Raw genomic sequence first — 21,777 nt, forward strand, 5'->3', positions numbered from 1 at the left:
ATTTTTAAAAGACGAGCCATAAAACGCACCATAAACGCCATCTCTCTATTATATGCAACTTCACATAAAATTGGTATTAGTTTACTAAAGTTCACAAAATAATTCTTAAATTATAACACTTCTACAGGGTTAATTTTTTGATATTTCCTTATAAATGCGCTAAATCAATCATAATTTATTAGAGTGGGTGCAGGATATTTTAGATAATAATCAGCAAAAAAACGCTTGAGAACAAGCAAAATAGATACCGAAACACCTAAACCATTGACTAAATGACATAAAAGCTGGAATTGCGTCTCTTCAAAAAACTCTGGATTACAAACCTATATCTTGGGTTTTATTCCTAACCTAAGCCAGGGATTTATACGAGAAAAAACAAATTATTATATTTATTTGTTGCGAGGTAGAATACTAGAAAATAGCTTAACAGAAAAAGGAACACGGAGATGTCTACAAAACAGACTTTCTCTAGCTCGTTAGAGAAAATCCTAGAAAAAATTTCAGAAATTGCACTTCAAATCAACGAGGTCGGCGATCGGGAGACAATTTTGCAATGTGCGCTAGAAGAAACCAGGGTGCTGCTGCAAACAGATCGAGTAATTATTTATCGCTTTTTATCCCATAGAGATGGCGTAGTATTTGCGGAATCCGTTGATGCCCAGTGGTCGCGAATCCTAGGAAAACAGATTTATGCTCCTTGCTGTGAAGCTACCTGGGTAGAGCGTTACAGCCAGGGACAAACGAGCAGCATTTCTGATACTCACAGCGGTTCTCTTCAAGCTTGTGATGTCGAATTGCTCGATCGCCTCCAAGTTCAGGCAAATTTAGTGGCGCCAATCTTGCTAGATGGCAAACAGCAGCAATCTCGGAAGCTTTGGGGACTGTTGATTGCTCATCAATGCCGAAGTCCGCGTCAGTGGGAACCTCTCGACATTGAGATCCTGCAACAGGTTGCAATGCACATCGGGTTGAGGATGCGGCACTTGGAATCTCACCGCCCAGTGCTGGGGCAAAATCAAGCGCCGGAACTCGAAACAGAACCGAATCAAACTGATCCCCATACAGAAAGCGCGCCCAGAATCAATCATCAAAATTGTCTACAACCAGAGTTTGCCTGTTCCCTGAGCGGCGATATTGTCCACCTCAAAGCCTTTGACTTGTTGCAAAACCCGATCTGGATATTTGATATTGAGCATTGGCAAATCCGGTGGGCCAACCAAGCATCCTTGTACCTGTGGGATGCTTCCACGCGGCAGCAACTCGCGAGCCACAACTTTAGGGATATGTTGTCAGAGTGTACTCGGATTCGCTTGCAGAGCTATCTGCAGCAGTTTGAGCAAGGCCAAACCTTGTCCGAGCAGTGGACGTTTTATCCGGGCGGTGAGCCTGTTTCTGTCGGCTGTCGGTGCTCTGGCATCAGGATTGATGGCGGGCGTTTGGCAATCCTGGTCGAGGGTAAGGTCGAAACCGCTCATCAAATCGAACCAGAAACCCTGCGATCGATCGAGGCAATCCGACACACCACGCTGATGGTTTCGCTGTACACCCTCGAAGGTGTGCCGCTGCTGCAAAACCCGGCGGCCTTGCGCTGTTACGGCGAGGCGCTGCACCCTGGCTCTGCGACAGATAATGCTTTTGTGAGTCGCTTTGTTGACTCTCAGCTAGGAGAGCGAGCAATGGCAGTTCTTAAGTCCGGTGAGGTATTTAGCACGGAGGCTCAAGTGATTACTCTGGCGGGAATTCGCTGGCATAGGATGGACGTGCGGTGTACCGACGACCCGGTAACAGGCAACCCGATGTTACTCGTGAACGAAAAGGACATTACCGACCGCCAGCAGACAGAAACAGCCCTGCAAAAGAGTGAAACCCGGTTGTCAGAAGCCCAGCGGGTTGCCCAGATCGGTAACTGGGAATGGGACGTAATTACGGGTAAAATTACCTGGTCTCCCGAACTCTTTGAGATTGTGGGACGATCCAGCGCCCTAGGCGAACCTACCTATGAAGAAAACCTGCAGCTTTACCATCCCGAAAGTGCCAAACAGCTACACCTGGTAGTTCAACGAGCGCTCACTCACGGGCAGCCTTATCTATTGCGCCTCAGAATCGTGGGCCCGAATGGTTCTATCCGCCATACCGAAGCCAGAGGACAGGTCCAACTCAATGCAGAGGGAAAAGTCATTAGGTTGTTTGGTACATCCCAAGACATTACGGATCTTGTCCAGGCAGAAACAGAACTCAGAGAATTGAGTACAGCTCTTGCTAATGCCGTTGAGGGCATCTCGCGGCTGGATATTTTCGGACGGTATATCACCGTTAATCAAGCCTACGCGAATATAGCAGGTTATCAGCCTGAAGAAATGGTTGGTATGAATTGGCAGAAAACAGTTCATCCCGAAGACTGCGACAGGATGATGGCGACTTATCAAAAAATGCTAGCCGAGGGCCGAGTGGAGGTTGAGGCCCGGGGTATGCGGAAAGATGGCTCGATCTTTTACAAGCAGGTGGTGATGTTGGCGGCCTACGACTCGCAGGAGCGATTGATAGGGCATCACTGCTTTATGAAGGATATCACCGATCGCAAGCAAGCAGAAGCAGCATTACAACAAGAGTTCCAGCGTCTGGGTATAGTGATTGCTACCCAACAGGAAATCGCCATCCGCAATCCCAATCTTGATGCAGTCATGGCTGTGATTGCAGAGAGGACTCAAGATTTGACCAGCGCCGATGGAGCAGTGATTGAAATAGTTGAAGGGGATGAATTGGTGTATCGGGCAGCCAGTGGTATTGTCTCCCCCTATGTTGGATTACGGCTCAAAGTAGGGACAAGTTTATCGGGAAAATGTATTGAGACCGGCCAAATCATGCTTTGCGAGGATTCAGAAACCGATGCACGGGTAAATCTGGCTGCCTGTCAGAGCATTGGTCTCCGGTCAATGGTGGTTGTTCCCTTGTTCTATCAGGACGATCGGGTTGGGGTCTTAAAAGTGCTTTCAGCTACACCCTCTGCCTTTACAGAGTCAGATATCCAGACTTTACAACTGATGGCCGGGTTTCTGGCAAGCAGCCTGCATCTGGCTTCAGAGTTTGATGCCAAAAACATTCTCCTTAGTCAATTACAGGAAAGCGAGGAACGGTATCGTTCTGTGATTACTAGCATGACAGAAGGTGTCGTACTCCAGCTAGCAAACGGACAAATTACTGCGTGTAATGCTAGTGCCGAAAGAATTCTCGGACTGACCCCCGAGCAAATGATGGGGCGCACATCCGTAGATTTAGACTGGCGAATCGTTCGGGAGGATGGCCAACCGTTCCCGGGCCAACAGCATCCGGCAATCCTCACCCTACGCACGGGACAGGGGCGATCGAATGTGGTGATGGGCATTCACAAATCGGATAAAACGCTGACTTGGATTTCGATTAATTCTCAACCGCTGTTCCATCTCAATCAGTCTCAACCCTATGCAGTAGTGACGACTTTTGCTGATATTACAGAACGGAAACGGGCAGAGGAGATGCTCAGACACCGGGCGGAACAAGAAAGATTAATTGCTACGACAGATGGGTTAACACAAGTAGCAAACCGCCGCTGTTTTGATGAGCGATTGCAGTCGGAATGGTACCGACTGATGCAGGGGAAACAACAGCTTTCGTTGATTATGTTGGATGTAGATTATTTCAAGCGATATAACGATTGCTACGGACATCAAGCTGGGGATACTTGTTTGGTGCAAGTAGCCAAAGCCGCAGCAGCCGCGGTTAAACGTTCTACCGATTTGTTTGTGCGCTATGGGGGGGAAGAATTTGCTGCTATTTTGCCGAGTACGGATGCTGCAGGGGCGATCGCGGTTGCTGAGTCGATGCGTCAGGCAATCCGACATTTGGCAATTCCTCACGAGCAATCTGATGTGAGCGCGATCGTGACTGTGAGCATGGGAATTGCAACTATTATTCCCACTGCGGAAATATCACCGGATGAACTCGTTGCCGTCGCCGATCGAGCATTATATGATGCGAAACGACAAGGGCGCGATCGCTACAAAAGCGCAAACCCGATGACGCCGGCAGATTTCAATGCAGTTGTAGAATAGGCAAAAGGTAAGTATATCCTAGAGATATCTTAGAAAAACGGGACCCAATGCCTGGAAGTATTGATATATGGTTATTTACCTGATCCGGCACGGTATCGCAGCCGCACCCGAAGAATATGATAAAGACTCAGAACGCCCGCTGACTAAAGAGGGCGATCGTAAAACCAGGAAAATTGCCGAACGCCTGTACGAACTCGAAATTCAGTTTGACCTGATTCTCACCAGTCCCCTACTGCGGGCCCAGCAAACCGCCAAAATCCTGCAAACAGTCGGTTTGAGTTCCCAAATAGAAGAATCCGCCACCCTCGCACCTTCAGGAGACATCGGAAACTGGCTGGAGTGGTACAAACAGTGGCAGGAAATAGGTAGCCGCAGCTTGGCCCTGGTGGGCCACCAACCAGACTTAGGCCACTGGGCAGAAACTTTGCTTTGGGCTCGATCGCAAGATGCCCTGATTCTCAAAAAAGCAGGCATCATCGGCTTAATCCTCCCGGAAACCGGCTCCCCAGTGGGCCGCAGCCAAATGTTTTGGCTAACTCCGCCCAAGTTTTTGCTGCACTAGAAACAGCGAACTGCCCCGACATTAACAGGACGCGCCAGCCCTCTTAAAACCGCATTCTGGGACGGAGAAACCGGGTTTGAGGGGCGACAATACGCAGCGGTGCGATCGGGCTGTCTGTTGAAAAACTCGGTTTCCCAAGCGCAATTAAATGATTATTTGTCAAGACTGCGACACTATCTTGGTTTCTGGTAATGTACTTTTATGTAGATTGAACTCACACAAAACGGTATCGCAATGGTCGTCGGCGAATTCAAACCAGGTTTAGAAGGTGTTCCCGCCACCTTGTCCAGCATTAGCTACGTCGATGGACAAAAAGGGTTGCTGGAATATCGCGGGATTAGCATCGAGGAACTGGCACTGAAAAGTTCCTTTCTTGAAACTTCATATTTATTGATCTGGGGTGTACTTCCGACAAAGGAAGAACTAGAAGCTTTCGAGCATGAAATTCGCTATCACCGCCGGATCAAATATCGCATCCGCGACATGATGAAATGCTTTCCAGAAAGAGGACATCCCATGGACGCCCTGCAAGCTTCAGCGGCCGCCTTGGGCTTGTTCTACTCCCGCAGAGCTCTGGCTAACCCAGCATACATTAGGGAAGCTGTAGTGCGTCTGCTAGCGAAGATTCCCACAATGGTAGCGGCGTTCCAGCAAATGCGGCGGGGAAATGACCCGGTGCGACCGAGGGATGACTTGGACTACTCGGCTAACTTTCTTTATATGCTCAACGAGCAAGAACCCGATCCGCTGTTAGCTAGCATTTTTGACACTTGTCTGACTCTCCACGCTGAACATACAATTAATGCCTCTACATTTTCGGCAATGGTAACAGCTTCGACGCTGACAGACCCTTACGGAGTGATTGCTTCAGCAGTTGGCACTTTGGCGGGGCCACTGCACGGGGGAGCTAATGAAGAAGTGATTGATATGTTGGAGCAAATTGGTTCGATAGAAAATGTGCGGGCTTTTGTCGAGAAGAGCGTTGAAAATAAGGACAAAATCATGGGCTTCGGTCACCGAGTTTACAAGGTGAAAGATCCGAGAGCAACTATTCTTCAGAGGTTAGCGGAACAGTTGTTTGAGAACTTCGGCCACGACGATTATTACGACATTGCTATCAAGTTGGAAGAAGTGGTTGAGGAGAAATTGGGTCACAAAGGAATTTATGCAAATGTAGATTTCTATTCTGGTCTGGTTTACCGAAAAATGGGAATTCCGCTCGACTTGTTTACGCCGGTTTTTGCGATCGCCCGCGTTGCTGGCTGGCTGGCCCACTGGAAGGAACAACTAGAGGCAAACCGCATTTACCGCCCGACTCAAATATATACGGGGACTCACGGTGCTCCTTATATTGCGATCGAGGACAGACGCCCATCCTAAAGAAAAATTATCAACCCAGATCTGAGAAATGGCCAGAAGAATTGTTTTGCATTCGTGAAGTGTTGAATTAAAAATTGCTTTCGCCTTCCGAGTCACGAAGCAATCTCTGTCTGCCAGAAGCTGCCGTGCTGGGTTACACCCCTCTTGTATGTTGTGGTGTTGGTTGGCGACAATAGTAAGAAGTGACGATTTTCAGGAACTCCGGTCCTCAGGCTTGCGGGTCTGAGGTTTTTTATTGGAATATCAAAGTTGCAGCCGATTTAGGGGCGAATTCACCAAATAGGTAAAAGTGGAGGCAGAGCCTCCGCATCTGCGTTACCAGGAAAAGCCTGGTAACGAGTAGACTAGCTAAATCTAAACAGATTGAGTTACATGATGGCGGCTGGTCAATTTATCCAATTGATTAACTAACAAACTTAGGAACAATCCCACATCGGTAACAACTCCAATAGACTCGATCGAACCCCGATCGCTCAATTTCGTCACCACCGCCGGATTAATGTCTACACACACCATCTTCACACCAGCCGGCGTCATATTTCCCACACCAATTGAGTGCAGCATAGACGACAGCATTAACACCATATCCGCACCGCGTAACAGCTCAGTATATTCTTCTTGAGCCTTAACTAAATCCATTTGCGTGTCAGGAAGTGGCCCGTCATCGCGGATCGAACCAGCAAGAGAAAACGGTATATTATGCTTGACGCACTCGTACATCACACCGTTAGTAACCAGGCCTGCTTCAACAGCTTTTGCAATACTCCCGTAACGCCGCACAGCGTTAATTATTTTCAAGTGATGTCGGTGTCCGCCGCGCACAGCTATGCCACGTTTCATGTCAACCCCTAAAGAGGTTCCCATATTCGATTGTTCCATGTCGTGAACTGCGATCGCATTTCCGCCCAACAACGCTTGTACGTAACCTTCGCGAATCAAATGCGCTAAATGTTCGCCACCGCCGGTGTGGATGACAACAGGCCCAGCGGTAACTACAACTTTGCCACCGCGATCGCGAATTTGGCGCAATTCCCAGGCTACTTGTTCCACCACCAATTCTACGCGGCGCTCGCTAGAAACGCTGCCGGACATAAAGCTGAATTCTTGAGAATTGCGCTGTTCCCGCGATTCTGTTTTGCGGATGGTGCGGATGCCGACCACATCAACAACGACTTTTTCTCCTACTTTTAAGTCGCGCAATAATTTGCATTTAGCCACTGGGCCATCAGCAGTTTCAGTAATAGCAACAGCACCATCCATCCGCTGATTTTGCGCTTTCACCCACTGACCATTTACCCGCACTTCCGTGGGATAAATTGTACTTACATAAAAGTCGTCTGGACCGACACCATCTTGCACTACAGGTTCTAAAATAGCGTCGCAAATCTCTTGTGGTGGTGGCACTGCACCCAAGTCAATCAGCATTCCCATGATTTCTTCCATCACATCGTGGGAAGGAGCCGAAACTTTAACGTCTGCAGATGATGTGCTTTGCCGCTGCTCTCCTAAATTGAAATTGAGCACTTGGAAACTGCCGCCGTTTTCGATAATTAAGTCTAAAGCACGACTGATTAAACCGGCATCGAGCAGGTGGCCTTCCATGCGAATTGTGCGGCTTTCTACCATCACATTGGCCGATCGATCTTCTTGCACCGGTTCCGTTACCCGTAGCGTCAAACACTTACAGGCGCCGCCCGCTTTCAGAAATTCGCTCATCGGCGTTTCAATTACTTGAAAACCGGCCTTAGTAATGCGTGATTTTAAGGCTTCGCTAACCTTGTTCATTACCACAACTTTGTCAATATTGACGGCATTACAGGCAAAATTTGCGGCATCGGCTTCTTCAATAGCAATGCGTTTTTCCGGCGCAACTCGCATTTCGATTAAGCGGTTGGAGTAGGAGTCAAATGCTGCTGGATAGTAGAGCAAATAGCCACCTGTCAGAGGACAAAAACAGGTATCTAGGTGATAGAAACGTTCGTCAACTAAACGCAGCGAAAGCACTTCAATGTTGAGCCATTTTGCTAGTAAGGGGTGCGAGTCGAGTTCGGAACGGAAGCCGTATCCGGCCCACAACCAGCGTCCTTCGCGATCGAGCAAAGCATCGCCAGCGCCCTCAAACGGCAAGTCTTTCGGGAGTTCGTGCACGGTGAAACCTTTGCTTTCAAACCATGCTTTGAAATAGGGTTCTTCGCCTTGGCGTTCTTTGTGATAGAAACGGCTGAGGACGAAGGTATTGCCTAAAAGTAAGCCTGCGTTGGCGGTGAAAACCATATCCGGCCAGCCTTTTTCGGGCGGTACGAGGTCTACAACGGCGTTGTCTTTGAGGACGTGGTAAAGTTTTTCCCACTGTTCGACGGCGCGATCGCGCGATGATTTGTGCACATTTCCTTCCATCCACGGATTAATCACGTAATCCACATCGTAGTGGTCGGGAGCACACATGAGGAAGCGAATTGAGTCAGTCATAATTCAGTTAAAATTTGGTAGACGCTACAGCAGACGTATGTTGACAGAGTTTGTATAATAGCAACTGTAATATTCACTACTAATTTTAGCAGCCCAACCTCTGGAGCCTCAAAAGGCTAACTCTTAATTATATCATGTTTAAGATGAGATTACACTAAATTGCAGACCGTTGGCAAGAAATACTGGAGAAAATCTCAGGTTATGACGCACTCTAAAATAGGTTCTGAGAGACGATTAATATGAGCTCCGTTGAATTGCCCCAACTCTTACGGTCGGAGTTGGTTTAGGCTCATCTTTGGCTTATATTATAGATGGTTGGTGAACCGCCCCCTACAATAATTATGGTTAATTTACCGCACATGATTTAACAGCTTATCCTAACTTTCAAATTTTAACTTTTGCGAAATCGGCAGTTCGATCGCAAATTCTGTTCCTCGGCCAACTTCTGAATGACACTCCAACTTACCGCCGTGGGTGTCTTTAACAATTTGGTAACTAATCGATAACCCCAAACCAGTGCCGCTGCCGATCGGTTTTGTAGTAAAAAACGGGTCAAACATCCTTGACTGAACTTCGGGACGGATACCGGGCCCGCTGTCAGAAATCCTCACACACACTTTATTTTCGCTGCTGACTTCAGTAACAATGCGAATCTGATTAACTTTGCAAGTACAGTTTGCTGATGACTCTTCCACAGCGTCGATCGCATTCACCAGCAAATTCATAAATACCTGGTTTAATTGAGCCGGATAACACTCGACTTTTGGCAGTTTGGCATAATTTTTAATGACTTGAATTTCCCCACGTTTTACCTGTGACTGCAATCGGTGCTGCAAAATCACCAAAGTGCTCTCTATCCCTTCATGAATGTCTATTACTTTGCGAGCTGTTTCGTCGAGTCTCGAAAAATTTCGCAACGACAGCACTATCTGCTTAATTCGGTTAGCACCTTCTTGCATTGAAGCCATGATTTTGGGGAAATCGTCAGCGATAAAATCTACTTCGATTTCTGCCAATTCTTCGTCTATTTCGGCCACGGGCTGGGGATAGTGTTGCTGGTATAAATAGATCACTTTTAGCAAATCGCGAGCGTACTGTGCGGCGGGAATAATATTGCCGTAGATGAAGTTGACGGGGTTATTAATTTCGTGAGCCACTCCCGCTACCATTTGCCCGATACTTGACATTTTTTCGGCTTGAATGAGCTGGGATTGAGCATTTTTTAGTTCTTCCAGGGTTTGTTCTAACTGTTGCGCTTTTTCTCGTTCTCGCTGTTCGCTAAATTGCAAATCTGCTTCGGCTTGTTTGCGATCGCTAATATCAATATGCGTGCCCGTCATCCGTAAAGGATTTCCCGAAGCATCGTGTTCCATCACCTTTGCTTGAGCTAAAATCCACTTCCACTCGCCGGATTTGGTCAGCATCCTAAATTCCACTTCGTAAGTAGGATTTTTGCCTTCCAGGTGAGCATTTAGCGCTGCTTTAGCCGGAGACAAATCCTGTGGATGTACCAGTTGCTCCCAGGATGCAAAAGTATTTGCTATTTCCTCTACTTCATACCCCAGAATCATTTTCCACCGCGGATTAAAATAGACTTCTCCCGTGGCAAGATTCCAATCCCACAAGCCCATGGCACTGCCTTCAAATGCCAGATAAAAACGTTCTTCGCTAATTTGCAAAGCTGCTTCTGCTTGTTTTCTATCGCTAATATCCATCACTGTTCCCAACAGTTTGATTACTTCCCCGGTTTCGCTAAAAACAGCTTCCCCCCTTCCTTCAACGTATATAATTTGAGCGCTAGGATGCAAAAATCGGAACTCTCTTTTGTAAGAAATTCCTTGTGAGATAGTCAGGTTGACTGTTTGTTGAAATAATTCTCTGTCGTCGGGATGACACATCTTTAAAAGTTGGGCAGATCTCGGTTCAGTTGCGCTTGAGTCAAGACCAAAAATGCGGAATACTTCTTCTGACCAAGTAATTTTATTGGTGACTAAATCAAATTCCCAACTGCCGATATGAGCAATTTTCTGGGCGGCTGCGAGACTAGCTTCGCTTTGTTGAAGTTTAAGTCGTTGTTGTTTATCTTGTTCGAGAAGATTGGCTTGAGCTCTGGCAATTCCCATTTGTGCCGCTACAGCTTTTAATAATCTCCTCTCATCTTGCGTCCAGTGGCGAGGGCTATCGTACTGGTGCAAACATATCATTCCGTTAGCTTTTCCCTGGTAGGAAGTGCGGATGGATATCATCGACTTCAAACCTATTTGAGAACACAAATCTCTGACATTTTCTAGCAGCGGTTCGGCAAAAACATCATCAGAAACTACAGCTTGATCTTGGGATAATACAAATTGAACGTGAGGATTGCCATGTACAGGAATTTGTAGATATAAAAGCGATTGGGATGCGGTTTTTCTGTACTCAGCCACATTAGATAGGCGTGGAATTGCGTGTTCTGTGTAGGTGTGAATCAAGCAGCAATCGGCATTAAAAATTCGACCTATTTGGGCGGCCGCTGTTTGAAAAACTTGATCCGGATTTAAGCTGTAGCGAATTTCGAGAGTAATTGTTTCTAGCAGAAATCTTTGCTTGATTTGCCGTTCCAAAGCAGCTAAAGCTGTTTTAAGTTCCAGTTCTGCTTGTTTGCGAGCGCTAATTTCAGCAGCAGTTCCCAGAATTTTCCAAGGTTTGCCATCCGCGGTTCGGGAAAACACGCTCTCCCGGCTCAAAAACCAGCGATATTCACCATTCTTGTGCTGTATCCGGTATTCAAAATCAAAGCTTTCGCCATCTTTTGCGGTCTCAATTTTTTTTCTTTGTTCTAAGAATGCAGGGATATCGTCAGGGTGTATTAACTTAGGAATAAATGTGGCTGCCATATCCTGTATTTCTTCAAATGTGTAGCCAATATCGCTATAAATTTCGCGGTTTATATAGAGACTTTTATCTTCTATCAAATCGTAAAGGTACAATAAATTAGGATTCGTTTTAATTACTGCCGACAGCCAGTGCTGGCTTTCTCGTAGTTGTGCTTCGATCCGCTTGCGTTCTTCTATTTCAGCTTCTAGCAAGGCATTTTTTGCTAAAAGTTCTTTAGAAAGCCGACTGAGCAGCAGTTGATTTTCTACGCGAGCCACAACTTCTTCTATTTGAAACGGTTTACTAATGTAGTCTGCCCCCCCTAGCGAAAAAGCTTTGACTTTATCAAAAACTTCATTTAAAGAGCTAATAAAAATCACAGGAATATCTTTGGTTTGCGGACAAGCTTTTAGCTGTTCGCAGACTTGATAGCCATCCATACCGGGCATCATAATGTCCAGCAAAATCAAATCCGGTGGACTCGACCGAGCAAAGTTAAGAGCCAATTTGCCATCTCGTGTCGGCCGCACTTTATATCCTCGCTTAGACAAAAGCTGGGATAAAAGTCGCAAGCTTGCTGGATGGTCGTCCACCATTAAAATATTTTCTTGTAAGACAGTGTTTTGAAGTCTAAGTGTTTCTAGTCTTGGATTTTTATTGTCAGTTGTATTCACAGCAGACCCTCAAACTATTCAAGTTGTATATGTGGGAATATTTTTAAAGTCATTAACCGCTTGTAGCTAACACTCTCAGGTAAACCAGCACAACTATTGGCTCTATAGCACACTCCTAAATTATCTGTTATTGTATCAAAAGTAATGCTCGTTTGAAAATGTTGGTGGCTCAAATTATCAGAGCCGAGTGAGAAAACAGCCTAGATGCCTCAAATCACAGGCTAAGCTAAGCAAGGAGTTTTGATTAAAGGTTAAACTTTTACAAGGTCTATAACCCGGTTGGTACTCCCTTGATCTGGTGGCTTTGTGTGGTGTTTTTTCAGTAGATATCCTTACGGGAAAGGTTAATTTAAACAGGCAGAACATGGGTGTCAACTTAAGACTAAAGTTCTTGTTTTTTCGGCGGGTTTGTATCCAAGTCTTGAATTCCCTAAATCCCCCTTCTTAAGCAGCGCAAGGGCAGTGTAGGCATAATTGTCAAACAGTAGTCAAACAGTATACCGTTACTAATTATGAGCTTAAGTTGACACCCATGGCCACTGAAAAACTCCAACAATATCTTATATTTTATCGGCGCTTTCGGGCTGATTTATGGTATCTTTGTCTCCGTCGGCAATTCCCCACCAGCGGCGTACACGGCTTTCACGTTATACCAATTCAGAAAAATCCGAGCAATTTCTAAAGCTAGCTGGGGCTTGCCTTGGTCAATCAACCACTGCAAAAAAGGAGTCATCGTTCGCTCGTTAAGCATCCCACCTAATGATAAAACTCCCCACAATATTTGGTGCAAAACAGTCATTTGAATCATCATCCGTACTTCCCAACTTGGGTGTTTTTGATAAAACAAAACTCCCATTCTCCCGCGCTGAATTTCTCGGTCAATCATGCCCGGAATTTGCTCTAAACTAAAAGGGGGATGCCAGTGATAACCAACAGCAGCCGGACATTTAATCAGTTTCAAACCTAAATTTTTCAACCTAACTCCCAACTCTAAATCTTCCCATCCGTACAGTTGAAACCGAGTGTCAAAAAGTCCAGCATCTAGCAGCCAGTGGCGGGCGATCGCCACATTTCCCGTAGCAAAATAAGCCGCCGAAAAATCGGTGATTTTGTAAGGTTCTGAGGTAGGATTGTCGAAATTGCAAGTATTAATCACGCTGCCGTAAGTAAAAACAGCATTAGTATCTTTGTAACCCTGTAGTAAAGCATCGGCGTGTGCTTGCAAAAAATGCTCTGTTACCACCAAATCGCTGTCAATAAAAATAATTGTATCGCCCTTAGCATCTTCAACGCCCAAATTCCGAGCCGCCGCCGGGCCTTGGTGAGATTGACAGATCGATCGCACATGAGGCAACAAGTCAGCATTTGCCACCAACCACTCCAGCGTCCCGTCCGTCGAGCCGTCGTCAACGACTATTACTTCATACTCTCTGACAATCTCACCAAACTGCTGATTTTCCAAAGCCAGTAGACATTTTGCCAAAATCGGTTTACGATTATACGTCGGAATTACAACACTAAAAAACACCGCTTTTCCCCATCGCCACAGTTACCGTATCCCACGGTAGCAGATTTTCCCCAGCAACTCCCGCGGTAAATAGCCAAGTTTATCAAAAAAAGAATATATAGATCTGTACTATTTCTGACAAGAATCGATCTCAATTAGGTGCATAATGAAAAGTCGGTTAAATCGGATATCTTGCACCATTCTCAAGAACAGGCTTTCCGGCCTGTTCCACAAAAATGATATTTTTTTGTGGGGTGGCCATCTTGCCCGCCCTGAAAAGCTTAGTGAAAATGGTGCAAGATGTCAGTTAAATTCAGGATGTAAAGAGCAATGAGTCGCGCTAAAAAAGTTGTGCTAGCATATTCCGGCGGAGTCGATACCTCCGTCTGCATTCCTTACCTCAAAAACGAGTGGGGTGTGGAAGAGGTAATTACTCTGGCTGCGGATTTGGGACAGGGAGACGAATTAGAACCGATCCGCAAAAAAGCTTTAGCATCCGGTGCTTCGGAATCTTTAGTTATTGATGCTACCGAAGAATTTGTCAAAGACTATGCGTTTCCAGCGATTCAAGCTAACGCACTTTACGAAAACCGTTATCCCCTTTCGACTGCCCTGGCTCGCCCGCTGATTGCTAAATTGTTAGTAGAAGCTGCGGAAAAATACGGTGCAGATGCGATCGCCCACGGTTGTACAGGTAAGGGAAACGATCAGGTACGGTTCGATGTGTCGATCGGCGCACTCAACCCCAAGATTAAAATCTTAGCACCAGCGCGGGAGTGGAAAATGAGCCGCGAGGAAACGATCGCATACGGCGAAAAATGCGGCATTCCGTCCCCGGTGAAAAAGTCTTCCCCTTACAGTATCGATCGCAACTTATTAGGAATGGCAATCGAAGCCGGAATCCTGGAAGATCCTTGGGCGGAACCGCCGGAGGAAGTTTATTTGATGACGAAGGCTATCGAGCAAACTCCCGACACACCCGAATACATAGAAATCGGTTTCGATTGCGGAAATCCTGTCAGTTTAAACGGCAAAGAGTTATCACCAGTCGCCTTAATTTCTCAGCTAAACGAAATAGTTGGAAACCACGGAGTCGGCAGGATTGACATGATTGAAAACCGCCTCGTCGGGATTAAATCGCGGGAAATTTACGAAACACCAGCGATTTTAGTTTTGATGCACGCGCACCGAGACTTAGAAAGTTTGACGCTGACAGCAGATGTGACCCGGTACAAGCGAGGCATCGAAGAAACCTACAGCCAAATGATTTATAACGGTCTTTGGTACAATCCTTTGAAAACAGCTTTAGACGCATTTATTCAGGACACGCAAAAGCGAGTAACTGGAACCGTGCGGCTCAAACTGTTCAAAGGAAATGCGACTATTGTCGGTCGCAAATCTGACAATTCTCTGTACAGTTTCGACTTAGCAACCTACGGCGCAGAGGACGAATTCGATCACAAAGCTGCCGAAGGATTTGTCTATGTTTGGGGACTACCAACCCGCATTTGGTCGGAGAAAAATAGAGGTTACAAATAGGATGGAATTAGGGTTAAAAACCTGATGTTAAGCCGCCGATTCGTGGAATTAGAGTAGGGTGTGCACGGCGCACCTTATTTGCCCCAATCGCCCAACCTGTGCCAATTGCCTAAGTCCTGAGTTAGTAAGATACAGTAATAATTGGTAATTGGTAATTGGTTGTTATCCTAATAATTTGTTAAATTGTCTGCCGACAAATTTAGCTTTGAAGCAGGGGTTTAAACCCCTGCCGGATTGTGGCAGGGCGACGCCAAGATTGCTGGCTCAACGTAAAACAGCCGATCGCTAAGATTTCTGTTTTTCCACACTTCCCAAATCCAACTTAGCCCGCAACTCCTCCTTAATCCGATTTAAAATAGAATCCTCATCCAAAGAAGACAAAATCTTGCTCACCACAGCCTTTGGCCCATCATCTCCCCAAGAAGCACCATTAGCCAAATAAGCCTTAGTAACTTGACCGATACCATAGGAAGAAACCCCCGCGATCGCAGCTTGCGTCACCGCCACAGACAAATAAGGCCCTAAAGCCAAACCCCCCGTCGCTGGCGTCGCCAAACCCAACAATCCTTTCAACGAGCTCAAACCAAAATTAGCCAACAATTCGCCGGCCGTAATCCCGCCCATACTAATCGCAATCTTTTGCAGCAATTCCACCGCGCCCGCTTCCGTCATCGCAATGCCGTAAACTTTAGATAAAGTTAAGATCATCACCACATCAATTACCGCACCGCTAAGAATATCAACTACAGTAATTGGATTAAGTGCGATCGCCACAGCTTTAGTCATGACCCCGTTCCAGATAATTCGATTAGCCGCGTCATCTCGAATTTCCATTTTTCGCTGCACCAACTGCTCGTTAATATCCCCTGCACAGAGCATCGTATTCAGGGCAACCAAAGATTTGCCTTCCCGGTCTAAAATCTCCAAAATCTTTAATTTTAAATCTTGTACTTGTGGCAAACTGCGAGTCATTTGCACGCCCATACTTCCGTCGGGACGGCGCACCGCCCTCGCCGTCAAAGGCGAAGCCGCCGCCATCACAATTTCATCGGGAGACAACAATTCTCTCACGCGATCGTCTCGAATTTTATGATAAATTGCCAGCCTGTCTGCATCAGGATACTGGTCAATTTTATTAAAAACTAATAACATCGGTTTTCCGGCTTCCCGCAACTGCGAAAGTGCTGCGTATTCTACCTTCGTAATGTCGCCAGCCACCACAAACAAAATCAAATCAGCTTGTTGAGCAACACGGCGGGCTAAAAGTTCGCGAGTTTCGCCGTCAACTTCATCTATTCCCGGAGTGTCGATTAATTCAACTTGCGACAAACGGTAAATAACTGGCGAAAGTCGATCGGGTAAATTCTCATCAATACCCTCTCCGACATCCCACTGGCCAATAGTCGTAGTGCGAGTCACCCCGTGAGTCGGGCCAGTTTCAAACACATTTTGACCCAAAAGCGCGTTCAAAACCGAAGATTTTCCCCTTCCCACCATCCCAAACACAGCTATTTGCACGCAAGCGCGCTCTAGCTTGTCGAGCATTTTCTCCAACCCGCCAATTTCTGGTTCTAGTCCAGTTCGCTCTTGAACTGTCAAGTCGAGATTTTCTACTATATCTCGCAGAGCATCTTTAGCGTGGCGCAGGTTGAGTTCTGCCTGAATGTCTGCGAAGCTTAAAATTGTGTCATCTAATTCTCGATCGACATTGGAAAAATCGGAGGCTTCCGTCATTGTCACCTGGCTTGTTAAGCTTGTTTTACCTAAATTTGCAATTGATACGATACCATTCTAGCTGTTTCTGCCTGCTGCGTACAGCCCGCACCAGTTCCCAGCTTCAAAAAATCAGGATTGCAAAATTAGGAAATAACCTCACAATGTCAATGTTTAATCTGATGTGGAATCGAGGAATTGGTAAATTGCTAAAGCATCGGCATTTCTTCCTTGGATGTTTGCAACTCCATTTTGCCGTTAAGAATCCAGACATCAACAAAAGGAGTCTCTTGCACTAGAATTTCCTTGGTTTGCGTCTCGCCACCCTCCACCGTCACCTTCAATTTAACTGTGGATTCTTCCACAGGAACTTCTACCGCATCCGCGAAGGAAATCGTCAAATCTGTAGTCACGCCTGACTTGCGATAGACTTGCTGTCCGTTGACTTCTATAATGACCGTACTATTGCTGAAACCGTCGCGAAGTTTGATCGATAAACGCATATTGGTACTCGCTTGGTAATGGTAAGGGGTCAAAAAATCGGCTTGGGGACGATCGGGTACGCAGGTAAACCCGATCGCCAAAATTGCCAACAGAATTATTAAGGCTCGAACAAACAACAGACTTATCCTTAATACAGTGAGGTTTTTGTCGGTAGTGTTTTGTACAAATTCAAGACTTAGGCGATGAGTTGAGAACACTATTTGTAGTGGTAAGGTGGGCACTGCCCACCCTACAAATAGAGTTTTTGCGTCCAGAAATGGTAAAGCAATCTTGAGAGTAATGCAGCAATTTAAGGCTTACTTTTTGTCTGCATATCGCATTGTCTTGACTTCCATTGCTGAGATTTTGCTCAAGGTTTTGTTGACCGCATCCTCATCTCCGATTTTAGCCTGAACCTCGGATAAACAGGAAAGGGACATCTGTGCCGAAACAGGGTCGAGAATATTGGAATCTGCAACTGCTGTCAGCAACTTAGCGCTTTCATCCAACTTCGGTGGGCGTACAATCACCCGGGTTTCACGATCGTCCGTGATCGTTTTAAACTCACGGCTAGCGTTGATACCCTGCACCATCCGAACATAGTTTGCCATCGGCTGTTTCGGATACTTCGCCAGAACTTCCTCAAAAGCATCGTTACCGCTTTGCAAAGACTCATCATCCGAACCCAGCAAATAGAGCAAAGTACCCTGTTCGTCACCCATAAACAGAGAGGCCAGTTCTTCCTCAATTGGCGTCACAGGATAGCGAACTCGAATAGTCAGGATATCGGAGAATACCTGCGAACCGTCCATAGCCCCATAGACCGCCCGTACCTGGTAATTTCCGGGTAGATCGAAATAGAGTCCATCTTTGCCATAGCCGATATACGCGCTTTCAGGAATCACATCATCGCCGGCGATCGTACTTTCTTGCTGACCAACTAAATGATCGATTAGCGGTTCATAAACAACAACCGCGCCACTAGGCTTGCGAATCACGATTTTGACCAAGCCGTAATTCGGATGCAACCAAGTATGCACCCGGCGCCCGCCCGCAGTCGTCGTTCCCAGCATTAATTGCAGTACCACAGGCTCACCCAGCGCGAAGCTCTTTTGGTTGGTAGAGATCCTGAAAGTCAGTCCCGACTCATCGCGAATGGGATCGGCCATCACTTCCTGCCCCAGACCAGAGCCGATCTTAAAGTCGTTTCCACCCACAATAATATTGTTGCGGAACGCATGGCGGAGATGGATCACCTCCTCATTGTCAAACTGAAAGGCAAACTGGCTCCAGTAGGTAGCCTCGCCACCCGGTGCTGGGTAATTAAAGGGATAGTTCATCCAAGACAAGGACAGCGGGCGATTCGTACCGGGGGGTATCGCCAAGTCCTTTTGCCACGAGTGCAGCAAATTAAAACTATGCCCCAGCTCGTGAACATAAGTGTAGAGCTGCAATCGCAGCTTTTCGGCAGTTTCCCCGCCTATACCTTGATGAAAAACGGCGCAGCCTTGCCGCTGCTTCCCTTGCTGGTCAAACATGATGCCGTAGAGCCCAGGGCCCAGGTCGTGAAGTTGAGCAACTACCTGCCAAACAGCCCACTGGGGCAAATCCTGCCACAAGGTGAAGTGTTTCTGCATCGAAGCGTGCAGTTCGGAGTTGCTCCATTTAGCGCCCGCACCAGCTTCATCGATATTGATAACGTTGTTCCCTGCAGTTGGGATCATCTCGACCCCAGCTTCTGCATAGGCACTGACGACGCTGAGGTTGCGCGCTGGCCCCCCCGACGGCAGCGAACCCGTGTTGTAGCTGCTGAATGCTGGAGTGACCACATCGGAAACCCGGTCTGTTTCGAGCCGCAGACTTCGGAAATAGATAGACTCGAAGATACAAGTGTAAGTCGCCCCGGCGCCTCCGCCATTTGTCAAGAATTGCACCGTTGCCGGCGCCTGCGGCTGGAAGATGAGCTTTCGCGGGATTGTTACCTGCACCACCGGAGCTCCGGCGGCAAAGGTAAAGCTTCCGAGACCCTTGATGACGACTTGAGAAGCCGTTACCGTTATCGTCGGCGCATCGACGATAAAGGAGCCAAAATAGGTGGTCGTACCACCGCTAATTTGGAAGAAGTCGCCGCTTAACCGCTTCATCGGTCGAGTGCGGTCAACGTCAACCCGGAGTTCGAGTTGAAAGCTGCCTAATGTACCGCGGTAGCGCCCACTGACCGGCCGTTTGGCGATCGGAATTGGGGTCGGAAAGGGGATAGGTGCGATCGGTAGCGGTGGGATGCTAGGTATTGGTGCGGTTTCGCTTTGGATTGGATGCGTTGGATCGCTAATTCCAGCCTCTATTGCTGCGATCGCAGCGATGTCATCGACTGAGATTTCTCCAAAAGAAAAGTCACTACTGGTTAAATCGATACTTGTAGGATCTTGCTGTGACATTTTGATTTATCCTTCCATATTCTGATACTCCATATATAAGTGGCAGTGTTGGCGAGTTTACAGTCACTTTTTCTAGTGACGCTTATTTGTGCTACACCATTTGAGTGTCACTCATTTAAGCGACAGTGTTGTTAACCGTTTCACTCATACGCCCGGCCCGTGTTATGTTTATTTTTACTAAAAATTAAAATCTCTCAGCAAGTAACTTGTAAGCAATGACTACCCGGAGCAAAATAGCCACGTATCCATTTCTTTTACGCATCGCAATTTTTCTGTTAATTTTGCTCTCAATCTGGTTGCCGTTAGCAGCACCAATTTACTTGTTAGTTAAAGATAGTAACCTCGCAACTATTTTCACAATGGGATTGCTGTTTGCTGAGTTTCTGTTCCTAGTGCCGCGGTGGGGAAAACAGGTTTACGGACAAACCCAATTACTCAAGAGTTATGGTTTAATCAATACGCGAAAAAACGGTTTTGAGCTTTTAATCGGATTGGCGATCGGGCTTTTGCTCACTTTCAGCTTATTTGCGGGGCAAGGGCTGTTCGGCTTAGTCGCGTGGCAAAATTCTGATAATTTGCCGAGAATCATCGCAGAAGGGCTGTTAAGCGCCCTTGGAGTCGGTTTTGCCGAAGAGTTGGTATTCCGTGGTTGGTTGCTGGACGAGTTGCAGCGGGATTACAATTATAGAATATCTCTGTGGGCGAATAGCCTGGTGTTTGCCCTATCTCATTTTATCAAACCTGTCGCGGCAATGCTGGGGAGTTGGCCGCAGTTTCCGGGGTTGTTGTTGCTGGGTTTGATTCTGGTTTGGGGAAAAAGATCGCGCCAAAATCGCCTCGGTTTGTCGATCGGGCTTCATGCAGGTTTAGTCTGGGGATATTACATCATTAACATCGGGCAGTTAGTCCGATATTCGGCATCTGTTCCCGACTGGGTGACAGGAGTTAACGGCAATCCGCTAGCTGGGGCCGTGGGGCTGTTGTTTTTGAGTGTCTTGGGTTTGGGAATGCGAAAAATGTCCCAACAGTCCAAAGGTTTGTAATATATCCATCAGGTGCTTCGCTATGAGATTGTTGGTATTTAGTTAGGAATTTATCGCAGGCGACACATCCTACAACTACTGCTGTTTTAGCAAAGGCATTATCAGATTAAATTGATATTTAGAGATTATTTAGGTTATAAATTATTTCTTGAGAACGCTTGAGCGCAATAGTAGCAATCGCAGATAATAAGGGAAAATTATCGTCATAGTCTGCTTGATTTCGATATCGGCGCAACACTGCTAAATTATCGGCGATTAATTGACATCTTGAGTCAGGATTAATATCAAATTCTTGCCAAACATAGCGGTGAATATCGCTTGTTTTGGGCAGGGAATGACCTTGTTTATCTCGCAAATAGTTCCGCGCTAAGATAAAAGCAGCATAATATGAACGACTGATAGCATCCCTCAATCGCGCCTCCTGTTCAGCAGGAATAGTTGCTTGACCAGCAAGTTCTTTTGCTAAATTTAGGTATTGCGACCAATCAAAACTCATCACTATATTCCAAAATTGTATAAAAATGCTCCCGAATTTCGTGGGATAATCCCCGAGACCAATTTTTACGCAATTCGTCTTCTCTATCCATTGCTTCATCGGGATCGAGGTCTGTCAAGATGATTGATAGAACCAGATGAACATAGTTAGGGATTTCAGGGTCATTGATGACTTGAAGTAATAGTTTTGGTTCTGGAAAATAATTGCTAATCTGAACCGGTGCTTCTAGCACAAGGGGAAGTAAAAATGGATATTTATTAATAAAGTCAATAACTTCTGTCTTGTCTCGAAAAATGTATAATTTTTCGAGAGTTTCACTGTCTGATTGGGAAATCAGTAAAGGCGCAACACTTGGTGCTGATATCTTGTCTAAAATTAAGGATGCTATGGCATTTTGTTCTGCTTCGGGGAGTTGAGAGACAGTGGCAAAAGTTTCTGCTAATAGGTTATTCATTTTGTAAATCTCCTATGCGACTATTCGTGAGAAAAATCTATATTTCTAATTATAATCTGTTCGGCGGTGAATCTG

Annotated in this window: 13 protein-coding genes; 5 read left to right on the top strand and 8 right to left on the bottom strand. The window is 46.3% G+C overall.

Annotated features, from left to right (window positions below):
• Nucleotides 1–446: 446 nt before the first annotated feature.
• The 3 genes from QUA25_RS23885 to QUA25_RS23895 all read left to right on the top strand — a co-directional run bounded on the left by QUA25_RS23885 (nucleotide 447) and on the right by QUA25_RS23895 (nucleotide 6,030).
• The gene (locus QUA25_RS23885; protein WP_333041673.1) at nucleotides 447–4,088 is read left to right on the top strand and encodes a diguanylate cyclase domain-containing protein; all 3,642 of its coding nucleotides are present in this window, start codon (nucleotides 447–449) and stop codon (nucleotides 4,086–4,088) included.
• Nucleotides 4,089–4,155: 67 nt separating this feature from the next.
• A complete protein-coding gene (sixA, locus tag QUA25_RS23890; RefSeq protein WP_333041675.1) occupies nucleotides 4,156–4,650 on the top strand; it encodes a phosphohistidine phosphatase SixA in 495 nt (164 codons plus the stop codon).
• A gap of 234 nt (nucleotides 4,651–4,884) precedes the next feature.
• Nucleotides 4,885–6,030, top strand: coding sequence for a citrate synthase (locus QUA25_RS23895; RefSeq protein ID WP_333041677.1), 1,146 nt, complete (start codon nucleotides 4,885–4,887; stop codon nucleotides 6,028–6,030).
• 354 nt (nucleotides 6,031–6,384) lie between these two features.
• On the opposite strand, the gene argZ is transcribed toward QUA25_RS23895, so the two are convergent.
• From argZ to QUA25_RS23910, 3 genes are all read right to left on the bottom strand, one after another.
• Nucleotides 6,385–8,499 (bottom strand): bifunctional arginine dihydrolase/ornithine cyclodeaminase, encoded by a 2,115-nt coding sequence (gene argZ, locus QUA25_RS23900; RefSeq protein ID WP_333041679.1) that lies wholly within the window; start codon nucleotides 8,497–8,499, stop codon nucleotides 6,385–6,387.
• Nucleotides 8,500–8,876: 377 nt separating this feature from the next.
• Nucleotides 8,877–12,029 carry a PAS domain-containing protein gene (locus QUA25_RS23905; RefSeq protein WP_333041682.1) on the bottom strand — a complete coding sequence of 1,051 codons (3,153 nt, stop codon included), beginning with the start codon at nucleotides 12,027–12,029 and terminating at the stop codon, nucleotides 8,877–8,879.
• Between the two features lie 589 nt (nucleotides 12,030–12,618).
• On the bottom strand, nucleotides 12,619–13,557 hold the full coding sequence (locus QUA25_RS23910; protein WP_333041683.1) for a glycosyltransferase: 939 nt from the start codon (nucleotides 13,555–13,557) through the stop codon (nucleotides 12,619–12,621).
• A 309-nt stretch (nucleotides 13,558–13,866) separates the two neighbouring features.
• On the opposite strand from QUA25_RS23910, the gene QUA25_RS23915 reads away from it, so the two are divergent.
• Nucleotides 13,867–15,075: an argininosuccinate synthase gene (locus QUA25_RS23915; RefSeq protein WP_333041685.1), complete on the top strand. Its 1,209-nt coding sequence runs from the start codon at nucleotides 13,867–13,869 to the stop codon at nucleotides 15,073–15,075.
• A gap of 285 nt (nucleotides 15,076–15,360) precedes the next feature.
• On the opposite strand, the gene QUA25_RS23920 is transcribed toward QUA25_RS23915, so the two are convergent.
• From QUA25_RS23920 to QUA25_RS23930, 3 genes are all read right to left on the bottom strand, one after another.
• Entirely contained in the window at nucleotides 15,361–16,809 is a 1,449-nt protein-coding gene (locus QUA25_RS23920; RefSeq protein ID WP_333041686.1) for a GTP-binding protein, read from the bottom strand.
• A 188-nt stretch (nucleotides 16,810–16,997) separates the two neighbouring features.
• Complete coding sequence (locus tag QUA25_RS23925) at nucleotides 16,998–17,408, bottom strand: hypothetical protein (protein ID WP_333041688.1); 411 nt, start codon at nucleotides 17,406–17,408, stop codon at nucleotides 16,998–17,000.
• 180 nt (nucleotides 17,409–17,588) lie between these two features.
• Nucleotides 17,589–19,709, bottom strand: coding sequence for a hypothetical protein (locus tag QUA25_RS23930; RefSeq protein WP_333041689.1), 2,121 nt, complete (start codon nucleotides 19,707–19,709; stop codon nucleotides 17,589–17,591).
• 215 nt (nucleotides 19,710–19,924) lie between these two features.
• Between QUA25_RS23930 and QUA25_RS23935 the strand changes: the two genes are divergently transcribed.
• On the top strand, nucleotides 19,925–20,752 hold the full coding sequence (locus QUA25_RS23935; RefSeq protein ID WP_333041691.1) for a type II CAAX endopeptidase family protein: 828 nt from the start codon (nucleotides 19,925–19,927) through the stop codon (nucleotides 20,750–20,752).
• 118 nt (nucleotides 20,753–20,870) lie between these two features.
• On the opposite strand, the gene QUA25_RS23940 is transcribed toward QUA25_RS23935, so the two are convergent.
• Nucleotides 20,871–21,248: a HEPN domain-containing protein gene (locus QUA25_RS23940; RefSeq protein WP_333041692.1), complete on the bottom strand. Its 378-nt coding sequence runs from the start codon at nucleotides 21,246–21,248 to the stop codon at nucleotides 20,871–20,873.
• Nucleotides 21,238–21,702 carry a hypothetical protein gene (locus QUA25_RS23945; protein WP_333041694.1) on the bottom strand — a complete coding sequence of 155 codons (465 nt, stop codon included), beginning with the start codon at nucleotides 21,700–21,702 and terminating at the stop codon, nucleotides 21,238–21,240. Before QUA25_RS23945 ends, QUA25_RS23940 begins: the two co-directional genes overlap by 11 nt.
• Nucleotides 21,703–21,777: the final 75 nt, after the last annotated feature.

It is taken from the genome of Microcoleus sp. Pol17C6 (assembly GCF_036701145.1).
GTDB lineage: Bacteria > Cyanobacteriota > Cyanobacteriia > Cyanobacteriales > Microcoleaceae > Microcoleus.